This is a genomic window from Pleurocapsa sp. FMAR1 (genome assembly GCF_963665995.1).
Classification (GTDB): domain Bacteria; phylum Cyanobacteriota; class Cyanobacteriia; order Cyanobacteriales; family Xenococcaceae; genus Waterburya.
In genome coordinates this window covers 387,421-399,910 of sequence record NZ_OY762512.1, presented here as the reverse complement: position 1 = coordinate 399,910, position 12,490 = coordinate 387,421, and the positions used below count along the sequence as shown (strand labels likewise).

At 41.0% G+C, this 12,490-nt stretch carries 10 protein-coding genes; 7 read left to right on the top strand and 3 right to left on the bottom strand.

Annotated features, from left to right (window positions below; genetic code table 11):
* Window positions 1–2 precede the first annotated feature (2 nt).
* From atpH to SLP02_RS02065, 4 genes are all read left to right on the top strand, one after another.
* Complete coding sequence (atpH, locus tag SLP02_RS02080) at window positions 3–554, top strand: ATP synthase F1 subunit delta (RefSeq protein ID WP_319418996.1); 552 nt, start codon at window positions 3–5, stop codon at window positions 552–554.
* A gap of 85 nt (window positions 555–639) precedes the next feature.
* Window positions 640–2,157, top strand: coding sequence for a F0F1 ATP synthase subunit alpha (gene atpA / locus SLP02_RS02075; protein WP_319418995.1), 1,518 nt, complete (start codon window positions 640–642; stop codon window positions 2,155–2,157).
* A gap of 113 nt (window positions 2,158–2,270) precedes the next feature.
* Window positions 2,271–3,212: a F0F1 ATP synthase subunit gamma gene (locus SLP02_RS02070; RefSeq protein ID WP_319418994.1), complete on the top strand. Its 942-nt coding sequence runs from the start codon at window positions 2,271–2,273 to the stop codon at window positions 3,210–3,212.
* A gap of 222 nt (window positions 3,213–3,434) precedes the next feature.
* On the top strand, window positions 3,435–3,755 hold the full coding sequence (locus SLP02_RS02065; protein ID WP_319418993.1) for a hypothetical protein: 321 nt from the start codon (window positions 3,435–3,437) through the stop codon (window positions 3,753–3,755).
* A gap of 13 nt (window positions 3,756–3,768) precedes the next feature.
* Here SLP02_RS02065 and SLP02_RS02060 read toward each other — a convergent pair whose 3' ends face one another.
* Window positions 3,769–5,166 (bottom strand): serine/threonine-protein kinase, encoded by a 1,398-nt coding sequence (locus tag SLP02_RS02060; protein WP_319418992.1) that lies wholly within the window; start codon window positions 5,164–5,166, stop codon window positions 3,769–3,771.
* A 253-nt stretch (window positions 5,167–5,419) separates the two neighbouring features.
* On the opposite strand from SLP02_RS02060, the gene SLP02_RS02055 reads away from it, so the two are divergent.
* Window positions 5,420–6,508 (top strand): ABC transporter ATP-binding protein, encoded by a 1,089-nt coding sequence (locus tag SLP02_RS02055; protein ID WP_319418991.1) that lies wholly within the window; start codon window positions 5,420–5,422, stop codon window positions 6,506–6,508.
* A gap of 240 nt (window positions 6,509–6,748) precedes the next feature.
* Complete coding sequence (locus SLP02_RS02050) at window positions 6,749–8,164, top strand: amidase (RefSeq protein ID WP_319418990.1); 1,416 nt, start codon at window positions 6,749–6,751, stop codon at window positions 8,162–8,164.
* A gap of 18 nt (window positions 8,165–8,182) precedes the next feature.
* Here SLP02_RS02050 and htpG read toward each other — a convergent pair whose 3' ends face one another.
* On the bottom strand, window positions 8,183–10,159 hold the full coding sequence (gene htpG, locus SLP02_RS02045) for a molecular chaperone HtpG (RefSeq protein ID WP_319418989.1): 1,977 nt from the start codon (window positions 10,157–10,159) through the stop codon (window positions 8,183–8,185).
* A 211-nt stretch (window positions 10,160–10,370) separates the two neighbouring features.
* On the opposite strand from htpG, the gene SLP02_RS02040 reads away from it, so the two are divergent.
* Window positions 10,371–10,733, top strand: coding sequence for a thiol-disulfide oxidoreductase DCC family protein (locus SLP02_RS02040; RefSeq protein ID WP_319418988.1), 363 nt, complete (start codon window positions 10,371–10,373; stop codon window positions 10,731–10,733).
* Window positions 10,734–10,755: 22 nt separating this feature from the next.
* Here the strand turns inward: SLP02_RS02040 and argJ are convergent, their stop codons facing one another.
* Window positions 10,756–11,997, bottom strand: a complete 1,242-nt coding sequence (gene argJ, locus SLP02_RS02035) for a bifunctional ornithine acetyltransferase/N-acetylglutamate synthase (protein ID WP_319418987.1) — start codon at window positions 11,995–11,997, stop codon at window positions 10,756–10,758.
* Window positions 11,998–12,490: the final 493 nt, after the last annotated feature.

The following is a 12,490-nucleotide window of genomic DNA, read 5'->3' as shown; positions in this document are numbered from 1 at the left end:
TAATGAGTGGAACTTTAATTAATAGCGAAGTTGGCGAACCCTATGCTCAGGCATTAATGTCTTTAGCACAGCAAAACGACTTAACTAACCAGTTTGGCGATACCTTTCGTTCTCTAAGTTCTCTCCTATCAGAGTCGAAAGAATTCAAAGACTTTGTTCTTAATCCAGTGGTAAAAGGAGAAGACAAAAAAGCAGTGCTAAAGCAGGTATTGGGTAACGACGCAAACCCTTACTTAGTAAATTTTATGATGCTGCTGGTTGATAAAAGACGAATTGTCTTTCTAGAACCGATTGTGGAGCAATACCTTAGCTTATTACGTAAGTTAAATCAGACCGTTTTAGCCGAAGTTACTTCTGCCACAGAGCTAAATGAAGAACAAAAGCAGAACGTAGTTGAGAAAGTAAAGTCGCTTACTGAAGCTCACGATGTAGAGCTAAAAACTAGCGTTGACCCAGATTTAATTGGCGGAGTCATCATCAAAGTTGGCTCAAAAGTAATTGATGCCAGCATTAGTGGTCAACTCCGTCGTATTAGCATCAGCTTAAATCAATAAACTACAAACTAGGCGCAGGATCTTAGAGTGATTGCGTCTTTAGACTGAGATAAACTAAAACTAACTCTTACATACAAAAAAAGCTATGGTTAGCATTAGACCAGACGAAATTAGCAGCATTATTCGCCAGCAGATTGAATCCTATGAGCAGGATGTTCAGGTATCCAATGTGGGTACAGTTCTCCAGGTAGGAGACGGCATCGCCAGGATCTACGGTTTAGAACAGGCAATGGCAGGAGAACTGCTAGAGTTTGAAGACGGTACAGTAGGTATTGCTCTTAACCTAGAAGAAGATAACGTCGGTGCCGTACTTATGGGTGACGGTTTTGGTATTCAAGAAGGCAGTACAGTTAAAGCAACTAGTAAAATTGCCTCTATTCCTGTAGGAGATGCAATTGTTGGTAGAGTAGTTGATTCTCTTGCTCGTCCTCTTGATGGCAAAGGCGATATTAACACCAGTGAAACCCGTTTGATTGAATCAATGGCACCAGGGATTATTGCCCGTAAATCCGTATGTGAGCCAATGCAAACAGGTATTACGGCAATTGACGCGATGATTCCCGTCGGTCGTGGTCAGCGGGAATTGATTATTGGCGATCGCCAAACAGGCAAAACTGCTGTAGCGGTGGATACAATCATTAACCAGCAGGGTGAAGATGTAATCTGTGTATACGTAGCGATAGGACAAAAAGCTTCTACAGTGGCACAGGTAGTTAACACCCTAGAGTCAAAAGGCGCAATGGACTACACAGTAGTAGTCGCAGCTAACGCCAATGACCCTGCAACACTTCAGTATCTTGCTCCCTACACGGGTGCTGCGATCGCCGAATACTTTATGTATCAAGGTAAAGCAACCTTGATCATCTATGATGACCTGACCAAACAAGCTCAGGCATATCGTCAAATGTCCTTGTTACTGCGTCGTCCACCAGGTCGTGAAGCATATCCTGGAGACGTATTCTATCTGCACTCCCGCCTTTTGGAGCGTGCAGCCAAACTTAGCGATGCCTTAGGCGGTGGTAGTATGACCGCTTTGCCAATCATTGAAACTCAAGCGGGTGACGTATCTGCCTATATTCCTACCAACGTAATTTCTATTACCGACGGTCAGATCTTCTTATCTTCTGACCTATTTAACTCTGGTTTCCGTCCTGCAATCAACGCTGGTATTTCCGTATCCCGTGTTGGTTCTGCTGCTCAAACCAAAGCCATGAAGCAAGTGGCAGGTAAGCTGAAGTTAGAATTGGCTCAGTTTGCTGAGCTTGAAGCATTTGCTCAGTTTGCTTCGGATCTCGACGCAACAACTCAAAACCAGCTAGCGCGGGGACAACGTTTACGCCAGATCTTGAAGCAGCCTCAAAACTCACCTCTTTCTGTAGCCGAACAGGTAGCAGGGGTATATGCAGGTTTAAATGGCTATCTAGATGACGTTCCTGTAGAAAGAGCTAGTGAATTTGCTCAAGGATTGCGTGATTATATAAATACTAGCAAGCCTAAATATAATGAAATCATCGCTTCTGAGAAAAAATTAACCGACGAAGCAGAAAACCTCTTGAAAGAAGGAATTAACGAATTCAAACAATCCTTCATGGCAACAGCATAACTTTTAGGGAAATGGGTAAAGGTTAAAGGGTAAAGGATTTGATTAATTACTTGCCCTTTTTCCTATAATTCTCATCCTGATCCTTCATCCCTTATAATTTATCCTTTAAAATCATGGCTAATTTAAAAGCGATTCGCGATCGCATCGCGTCGGTAACAAATACTAAAAAAATCACAGAGGCAATGCGCCTAGTGGCTGCTGCTAAAGTTCGTCGCGCCCAAGAACAGGTAAACTCTACCCGTCCTTTTGCCGATAGCTTGGCACAGGTTCTTTACAACATTCAGAGTAAACTTCAGTTTGAAGATGTCGATCTACCTCTGTTGGAGCAAAGAGAAATCAAAAAAGTAGCTCTTTTGGTAGTTAGTGGCGATCGCGGTTTGTGCGGTGGCTATAACACTAACATCATACGTCGTGCCGAGATTAGAGCTAAAGAACTACAGGCGCAGGGCGTTGAATATACCTATGTTTTAATTGGACGTAAAGCCAAGCAATATTTCGGTAATCGCAATGTTCCTACTGAAAAAACCTTTATTGGTTTAGAGCAGATTCCTACCGCTCCTGAAGCAGCAGAAATTGGTGACGAGCTATTGTCTCTTTTCTTAGCTGAAGAAGTAGATAAAGTGGAGCTTATTTATACCAAGTTTGTTTCTCTAATTGCTTCCAAGCCCGTTATTCAAACTTTACTCCCTTTGACAACTAAGGGGTTAGCAGTAAAGGATGATGAGATTTTCCGTCTAACCACAAAAGGCGGACAGTTTGGCGTAGAAAGAGAAAGCGTAACTTCAGAAGTTCAAGAATATCCTCAAGACACAATTTTTGAACAAGATCCTGTGCAGATATTGGATGCTTTGCTTCCTTTGTATCTCAACAATCAAATTTTGCGTTCTTTACAAGAAGCAGCAGCTAGCGAACTTGCAGCCAGAATGACTGCTATGAACAACGCTAGTGAAAACGCTAGCGAATTAATGGATAATTTAACCTTGTCCTACAACAAAGCCAGACAGGCAGCAATTACCCAAGAACTTTCTGAGGTAGTTGCAGGTGCAAATGCTTAGTAATTTTTTAAAGCTCTAAGCTTAATTAACTCATCTTTTGTTGTTTATTTAACGTCTAGGCTAACTTGGGCGTTTTTTTATTGTTTTTGGGTAAAGGCAATTTTGCTAAATTATTTAGATAGCTATAAAAGATCCCAAATAAGTCATTAGAAAGGTGAAAAACAATAATTTTCTGATTGCGCGATCGCCAAAATTTAAAGCCAAAACCGCTACAATAATTTTATGGCTACTGAAAAAGAGACAGAAATTGAAAGATTGATAGTCGATCGCTTTGACCAAATAGATAGAAAACTAGAGAATCAAATCAATGAAATTAAAATAGAGATAAATAAACTTGAATCTAGGTTGGGTCAAGAGATAAATAGAGTTGAATCTAAACTAGGTCAAGAGATGACCAAAGTAGAATCCAGGCTAGGTCAAGAAATAGCAGGAATTAAAGTTGATGTCAATTGGATTAAATGGCTGTTTGGTGGACTACTCAGTGCAATTTTAATTTTGTTGAGCATAATAATTACTATTCTTTTTAAGCTAGTAAATCCTTAATTGTCTGCAAAGTTTACTGTCTACTTCTTTCTTTTTTGTTTAATAAATTACTAGCAATTTCGTACCACATTTGACGATAAGCCCGATCTTTTGAGCCTTCAGTAAGCTGTAGCCTTTTTAGTTCAGGATGTTGAGCGTGAAAAACACTATCCACCTCTTTATAAAAAGCACTGGCATCAAGATTCAAAGACTCAATCCGTTGATAAATCTCCTGTTGCAAATCCCGTTCATTTTGGCTAAGAACAGAATGTTCTACATTATTAGAGCTAAAGGCAATTGTTTGAGACATTTTAGCTTTAATTGTCGCAAAGCTAAGTAAACCTGGAATCAAAAATACTCCTGCACTAATCATTCCCCAATGCCATGGTTTAATCCGTTTCAAATCAACCGTGAAGGGAATACGAGAAAAGTGACGAGAAATAGCTATAGCTTTGGTATTAAGCCGAGAAATATTGCTGTAGGTTCTAGATCTAAAGCTGCCAGATGAATTAGAATTAAAATCATCAGAATTTCCTGGAGCAACTATCAAGGTACGAACCCTAGAAATAAAGCTGCTAACTGGCGAATCATTCTCTTTAGTTAAAACTTGTAAGACTCGATCTGCTGACCCGTAGCGATCGCCAGGTTTATCTGCCAGCATTTTATTGAGTACTTTTTTCAAGTTAGGACTAACTTTCGCCTTAGATTCCCACTGCCATTTTCCTTGATAGCTATTGTATAGCTGACTAGGCTGTTTTCCAGTTAAAAGAACCACCGCCGTAGCTGCTAAAGAATAAAGATCGCTACAGGGAAAAGCATGACCAAGGAGGGTTTGTTCGTTAGGAGAATAGCCTTTTTTACCGATTAAGGTAACCGACTGTCCTGTTGAGCGAGAAATTGCATTCGCAGCAATTTTGACGCAGCCAAAGTCAATCAAGACAGTTTTGCCATCACTCTCTCGACGAATCAAGTTATCAGGAGAGATATCACGATGAACTAGCTTAGAAGCATGAATATAGTCTAAAACTGGCAGCAAGTCCCACATCATATTAGTGACTTCAGCTTCGCTCAATCGTCCCTTTCTGGTCAACAGTTCCCAATAATCTTCCCCTTCGATATATTCTTGCACTAAAAATAGCGATCGCTTGCCATCAACGCGAGTCTGCAACAGTGCTTCAAACTTAGGAATTTGTTTATGCTTCAGTTTATAGAGTATTCCTGCTTCCCGTTCAAATAGTTCTTCAGCTTTATTCAATTCGCGATCGCTTTTTACTTGGGGAGCAAACTCTTTGAGGACGCATAATTCTCGGTAACGGTGGGTATCTTCGGCTAAGTAGGCTCTACCAAAACCACCTCGACCTATCTGCTTAACAATTCGGTAACGATTGTTAAGGATAACTCCATCCCGCAAAGTAGCAGAAGTTCTAGACATTAGTAGCTTTTTTATTTTCCCAGAAAACAAGGCTATTGTAGCAACGGTTTTAAAAAATCAACAAGATAAACATTGAGCATTAAACATTGAACAATGACTCTTTCAAATGAAGATTTATACTCCAGGTACTGAAAAAAACTAAATGATAAATGCTAAATCTTAAAAATATGAGCTTTATTAATTAAAGCTTAGAGCTTAGAGCTAAAAGCTGAGAGCTAGTTAAGATTTCATAGATAGCAAAGAATTAATTCAAATGGCTCAAGTTAGTCTGCAAGAAATCACTCGTCAATTTGGCAATGTTACGGCAATTGAAAATATTACTTTTGAAATTGCCGATCGCGCTTTTTGGGTGTTAGTTGGTCCCTCTGGCTGTGGAAAATCGACTATTTTAAGGACGATCGCTGGATTAGAATCTATCACTAGGGGCAAGCTTTATATTGGCGACAGGTTGGTTAACGATATTCCCGCCAGACAAAGAGACGTGGCAATGGTATTTCAAAATTATGCCCTTTATCCTCATATGAGCGTGGCTGAAAATTTAGCCTTTGGTTTAAAAATGCGCCAAGAAAAACCCAAGGCGATCGCCAGAAGAGTTCAGGAAGTAGCCCGCTCTTTGGATATCGAACATTTACTCAAGCGTAAGCCCAAACAGCTATCGGGAGGACAACAGCAGCGAGTAGCATTAGGTAGAGCGATCGCTCGTCAGCCCCAGGTATTTCTTTTAGATGAACCTTTATCCAATTTAGATACTCAATTGCGGGATGATACAAGAGCAGAATTAAAACAGCTACATCAAAGAGTCGGCATCACCACTATTTATGTCACTCACGATCAGGTCGAGGCAATGACCCTAGCAGATCAAATAGTAGTTTTAAAAGATGGCAAAGTTCAGCAGATAGGCAGTCCGCAAGAAGTTTATGCCCATCCAGTTAATAGTATGGTGGCGGGGTTTTTAGGTAATCCACCGATGAATATTTTGCCCGCAGTATATGAAAACGATCGCCTGATTGTTTTTAATAATCAATCAATAGCAATAGATGCTTCTCTTAGACAGCGATTACCATCTAATAGACAAAAATTCGACATTGGTATTCGTCCTGAACATATTACTCTTGCCAATTCAGAACTAGACAATAACGATAATTGCCTTATATTACAGGTTGATTTAATTGAACCTTTAGGGAGAGAAACTTTAATCAAAGCGATCGCTCCAGATAGTAACAGACTTAATTTGTTAGCTGGTGCTGCGTGGCAAGGAAAAAAAGGCGATCCCATCTGGGTAAAATTTGACCTGGAACAATTATTTATCTTTGAGCCAGATAACGGTAAAACTATTGAGTAAAAAACCAATAACACATAACCGATTGTTAACTCTAAATCAACAGTTAAGATATACGGAGTCTGCAATCCAAGTCCCTTCACTGCCGAAGCGGGTGTGGAACAGCGAGACAGTCTTGCAGAAGGGTTTCCCTCCGCAGACAAAGGACTTGTCCGCATGTACTGTCTCAAGACAGCTTCTTAAACACAAAGGCGCTTTGCCGCATGTAGCGTTTCCACCCACTCTAACTGTTACTAAATAAATATGTCTTTAAATAACCTCACGGATTTAGCTTTTACTTCTACTCTAGAACAGGCTCGCTTAATCAAAGAGCGTCAGGTTACGCCTTTAGAGTTAACGGAGCTATATTTAGCCAGAATAGCCAAGTATAATCCCGCTCTGGGCTGTTTTTATTATGTGGCAACAGAAAGTGCGATCGCCGATGCCCAACAGAAAACTGAACAAATAGCTCAAACTTTAGATACTAATTATCTTCCTCCTTTTTTTGGTGTTCCCATTGGCATTAAAGATCTTAAATTTGTAGCCAATATGCCTATTACCTACGGTATTGCTGCTTTAGCAGATCAAATAGCAAAATATGACGAAGGTGTAGTAACTAAAATTAAAGAAGCAGGATTTATTATTTTGGGTAAAACCGCCACGTCTCAATTAGGCTCTTTTCCCTATACCGAGCCAGAAGGCTTTGAACCAACTCGTAACCCTTGGAATCTCGACTATACCCCTGGTGGCTCTAGTGGTGGCTCTGCTGCTGCGGTGGCTGCGGGGTTATGTTCTATTGCCCTGGGAGGAGATGCAGGAGGCTCTATCAGAGGTCCTGCTGCCTCTTGTGGGTTAGTAGGTATTAAGCCCAGTCGTGGTAGAATCTCTTTTGCGCCCGTGGGCGATCGCCTGAGTGGACTAGGAACTCACGGGATCTTAACCCGCACCGTTGCCGATGCTGCTGCCTTTTTAGACATTGCTTCTGGATATATGGTAGGAGATCCCTATTGGCTAGCCAAGCCAAAGATTCCCTTTCTAGCGACGACTAAACAAACATTATCACCGTTAAAGATTGGTTTTGCTACCTCTTTTTTACCACTTGGTGAACCAGCCCCAGAATGTCAGCAAAGCGTAGCTACAGTAGTTGGGCAGTTAACTACAATGGGACATACAGCTATCCCCCAGGCGATCGACTGCTCGGCTTTAATTGAACCATTTAAAACTGTTTGGGCTTCGGCTGTTGCTGCTTCAGGAATCCCTCCAGAGGCATTAAGCCCGATGAACCAATGGGTGCTTACTCAGTCTGGTACGGCAGGAGAATATTTACAGGCGGTGACGCAAATGCAGCTATTTGCCAGACAGTTAGTCAGTCTGTTTGCTCAAATTGATGTTTTAGTCGCTCCTACTTATATGCACCCGACAATTAGAGTCGGAGAGTGGGCAGATCTAAGCCCTGAAGATACCTTAGAAAAGATTATCAACTGGATTTTTCCCAGCCCACCTTTTAACGTTACGGGTCAACCTGTAGTTAATATACCTGCGGGTTTTGATAGCAATGGCGTGCCTTTAGGTGTGCAGCTAATTGGCAAACCTACTTCAGAAGCAACAATTATTGCTTTGGCATCTCAGCTAGAACAAGCTCAACCTTGGAGTCAACTGCGTCCTCAAGAATTTGCCTAATTGTTGCTCGTTCTCATCTTACTTCTTCGTCAAGTTGGTAAGTACTTCATTTGAACGTTCGACAAAGGCTTTCATTTTCTCAGCATCAAAGGCTTTTTGGGACATTAAAGCCAAATCATAAATATGATTGCACATTAGCTTAATCATAGGATTGGAATCTTCTCCACCTTGAATAATTGTGCCTTTATTTAGATCCAAGAGGTTTTGAATTAAAGGATGAGCAGTATTGATCATTAAAATGTGGTCTTCAGGGAATGCCATCATTTTTTCCTGCATCAATGCCGCCATTTCCTGCATCCGTCGCATCGCTTCAGGCAGCAAAACCATTGCCGGAGGTGTACCTTGAGGATCGTCAGATTTGATAGCTTGAGTTTTGATGTTGACTCTTGGCTTATTGATTGCTTTTTCAAACAACTCTTTAATCAACTCGCTACGAGTCTTATTAGTAGTAGGATCGACAATTTCTTGTGCTTTGTCGTCTTCTACTAAAGTGTCGTCTAGTTCTGAATCAACACGGGCAAACTTAACCTCAGAATATTCTCGCTCAAGGAAAGGAATAAAGTAGTTGGTATCGATAAATGAATCGAGGAAGAGAACTTCTAAGCCTTGATTCTTGTATAGTTCGACGTAGGTGTTTTGGGTACCAGGATCGCTACAGTAGATAACGCGGTTTTCTTGCTTTTCTTTATTGCGCTCTAGATATTCTTGTAAAGTAGTGTAGGGTTCTGTTGGTGCGGTGTTCTTGTCGTTATCAACACTTGACCAAGCATCATCACCAGCAGATTGTATCTCAACTTTTGGTGCTTCTTCTGGTGCAGGATTTGATGTATCTGCTTGATAGGTAGTGCGGTAAATAATTAGATCCTCTACCTGTTTTTTAAATTTCTCGTCTCTAATTGCGCCGTATTTTACGAAAGTTCCCACATCTGACCAAGAACTAACGTATTTGTTACGATCTTCGTTATAAAGAGATTTCAGACGATTACCAATTTTTTTGCTAATAAAGTCAGCAATACGGCGGACGGTGCGATCGTTGGTTAAAGCACTACGAGAAACGTTGAGGGGAATGTCAGGACTATCAATTAAACCCTGCAACGGCATTAAAAATTCGGGGATAATCTCCTCACAGTGTTTACTAACAAATACCTGGTTACAGAAAAGCTGAATTTGTCCTTTAGAAAAGTCTACATCGGGCTTTAGTTTAGGAAAATAGAGAATTCCGTTGAGTAGAAAAGGATAGTCTGTATTTAGATGCACCCATAACAGGGGATCTTCTTGGAAAGGATAAAGATAACGATAAAACTCTAAATAATCTACGTCAGTTAATTCTTGGGGGGATTTTTTCCATAGTGCTTGCTGCTTATTAACTTGTTCATTATCTAGAACAATCTTGACAGGCATAAAGTCACAGTAGGTTTTGACTAACTGTTTGACTCTTTGAGGTTCGGCATATTCTAGCTCTTCGTCTTGCAAAGTAAGAGTAATAGTTGTACCGACAGTGGTGCGATCGCTTTGAGTCAGTTCAAACTCTGGTGAACCATCACAAGACCAATGTACCGCAGTTGCGCCTTCTTGATAAGATAAAGTATCGATTTCTACTTTCGCCGCCACCATAAAAGCAGAGTAGAAACCTAAACCAAAATGACCAATTAGCTCATTAGAATTTTTCTCATATTTTTTGATAAAGTCTTCAGCACTAGAAAAAGCGACTTGATTAATATATTTTTTGATTTCATCGGCAGTCATACCAATACCGTTATCGGCGATGGAAAGAGTTTTCTTAGTTTTATCAACTGCCAGTTTGATCTGCGGTTCAGCAATTTCTCCCTGCATTTCCCCCGCCAAAGATGCCATCTTTAGTTTTGAGATCGCATCAACGGAGTTGGAGATCAGTTCCCTTAAGAAGATTTCGTGATCGGTATAGAGAGACTTCTTAATAATCGGGAAGATGTTCTCGGTATGAATCGTAATGTTGCCTTTTTCAAGTACAGCCATATTTGTAATTACAGTCTCAAGCGTAGATTTCCTTCAATATTAATATTGTCCGATCGCCTTAGCTAAAATGTTCCAGGATACCCTACCTGTAACTATGCGGATTACCCTACCTCTTTTTAGAAGTAATAAGTAATAAGTAGTAAGTAACAAGTAATGCCTTTGCCTCAAGTCAAAGGATTCAGATTAAAGAACTATTTTTTCTTCTTTCTCCATGAAATATCAGGTTATTTACGATGGCAAATGCAACCTCTGTAGCACTTTTACCGAGCTTTTGCAGCAATACGATCGCGGTCAGCTTTTTGACTATATTCCCATGCAGGATGAATCGGCTTTGGCAAAATTCGGCATTGTGCCTACAGATTGCGAAGCAGGTATGATTTTAATTGACGGTAATCAACCAGCTAAAAGATGGCAGGGTAGTGAGGCAGCAGAAGAGATTACCCGCTTGCTACCCTTAGGCGAGTTATTTATTGCTGCCTATCGGGCTATTCCAGGCATGAAATGGCTGGGCGATCGCAGTTATGAGCAAATACGCGACCATCGCTATGAGTGGTTTGGTGAGCGAAAAAATTGATGATTGAAAATTAAAGCAAGATTTAAGTAGTGTACTCAGCGTTAATTTCGACATATTTATAGGTTAAGTCGCAGCCCCAAGCGGTGCTTTTGCCTGTACCTACGCCGATATTTACTGAAATCAATACCGTATCTGTTTTTAAATATTCTCCTGCTGCTGCTTGCTTGAGATAGTCACTTGCCCCACTGCGGTCAAAGTCTTGGGGTTGACCATTTTTCATCAACACGATGTCTCCTAGCTTAATATTCAACTCGTCTTGATGAAACTTGACCCCTGCTCTACCTGCTGCTGCTGCAATTCTGCCCCAGTTAGGATCGCGCCCAAAAACTGCTGACTTGACTAAAGATGAGCCAGCAATAGTTTTGGCTACTTGGGAAGCAGCGCGATCGTCTGCCGCTCCTGATACCTGTACTTCAATCAGGCAGGTTGCTCCTTCGCCATCACGAGCCACTGCCTTTGCTAAATATTGACAGACTTCAGTGAGCATTGCCTCTAACTTTTGGGCGTTAGCACTATCGCTAGTAATGGCGGTAGTGCGAGACTGCCCATTAGCTAAAGCAAGCACGCAATCATTAGTACTAGTGTCGCCATCTACGGTAATCTGATTAAAGCTTTTATCTACGGCTCGTTTTAGCATTTCGTGCCACAAACCAGTAGACACAGCAGCATCGCAGGTAATAAACCCCAGCATAGTTGCCATATTGGGTGCAATCATGCCTGAACCTTTAGCAATTCCGCCAATGCGTACAGGACGACCCTCAATAGTGGCTTCTAGGGCAATTTCTTTGATAACTAAATCAGTGGTAACGATCGCCTTGGCAGCATCAGCACCACCTTCAACGGTAGCTGCACTAACTACCTGGGGAATTCCTCGGCGCAGCGCATCCATTTTTATTCTTTGTCCGATTACTCCTGTAGAGGCAAGCAGTACAGCATCGCCAGAAATATTTAGTGCTTCGCCTAGCAACTTGGCAGTCTCAATTGCGTCATTCCAACCAGGCTCTCCTGTAGCAGCGTTAGCTTGTCCTGCATTACATAGAATAGCTCTAGCACTTGCCTTGGCTTGAAGTCTCTGGCGACAATAATCAACACAGGCAGCCCGTACTTGCGAAGTGGTAAATACTCCGGCGGCGATCGCATCTGTCTCCGATAAAATCAAAGCTAGGTCTTTTGCTCCACTAGATTTCAATCCCGCAACAACTCCTGCTGCCCTAAATCCTTTGGGTGCAGTGATTCCACCGTTGACTACCTGCCAGTCCACCATTATTTCTCATTAGTTAAAGGTCAGTTTAAAGCTGATTATAGCAAGACTAAGACCCCTTAATTCAATCTAAGTTATATAGTTGCGAATCAATTTTAGCTAACTTCTTCTTCGGTTGCTGAATCACTAGCTATCTAATACCGAATAAATTCTCCTTGCTTACCATATAGAAACCATGTGATATCTTGACTAGTCAAATAAGAGAGTAAAACCGACAGTTTAAATATTTATCGCGATCGCTTTTCGATCTAGTTTGTAATGGTACGGTGTAAGGAATGAAACCATTTACTGCTAAAGAAGCGAGAGATAACCTTTATCGTTTAATTAAGAAATAGCCAAAAACCATCAACCGCAATTACGATTACGAGCAAAGAAAAGTGCAACATGGGTCATCATTATGAATAGATATTTAGCGATCGAGATATTTGAGAAAAGCGATAATTTTACTTAGTTAGTAAAAGATTTAAATAAATCTACGTCGTTAATTTCTCGGTTG

Coding starts and splice junctions, on each gene's coding strand:
- SLP02_RS02070 (WP_319418994.1), top strand. CDS start 2,271: ATGGCTAATTTAAAAGCGATTCGCGATCGCATCGCGTCGGTAACAAAT.
- htpG (WP_319418989.1), bottom strand. CDS start 10,159: ATGGCTGTACTTGAAAAAGGCAACATTACGATTCATACCGAGAACATC.
- SLP02_RS02050 (WP_319418990.1), top strand. CDS start 6,749: ATGTCTTTAAATAACCTCACGGATTTAGCTTTTACTTCTACTCTAGAA.
- atpA (WP_319418995.1), top strand. CDS start 640: ATGGTTAGCATTAGACCAGACGAAATTAGCAGCATTATTCGCCAGCAG.
- SLP02_RS02060 (WP_319418992.1), bottom strand. CDS start 5,166: ATGTCTAGAACTTCTGCTACTTTGCGGGATGGAGTTATCCTTAACAAT.
- SLP02_RS02040 (WP_319418988.1), top strand. CDS start 10,371: ATGAAATATCAGGTTATTTACGATGGCAAATGCAACCTCTGTAGCACT.
- atpH (WP_319418996.1), top strand. CDS start 3: ATGAGTGGAACTTTAATTAATAGCGAAGTTGGCGAACCCTATGCTCAG.
- argJ (WP_319418987.1), bottom strand. CDS start 11,997: ATGGTGGACTGGCAGGTAGTCAACGGTGGAATCACTGCACCCAAAGGA.
- SLP02_RS02055 (WP_319418991.1), top strand. CDS start 5,420: ATGGCTCAAGTTAGTCTGCAAGAAATCACTCGTCAATTTGGCAATGTT.
- SLP02_RS02065 (WP_319418993.1), top strand. CDS start 3,435: ATGGCTACTGAAAAAGAGACAGAAATTGAAAGATTGATAGTCGATCGC.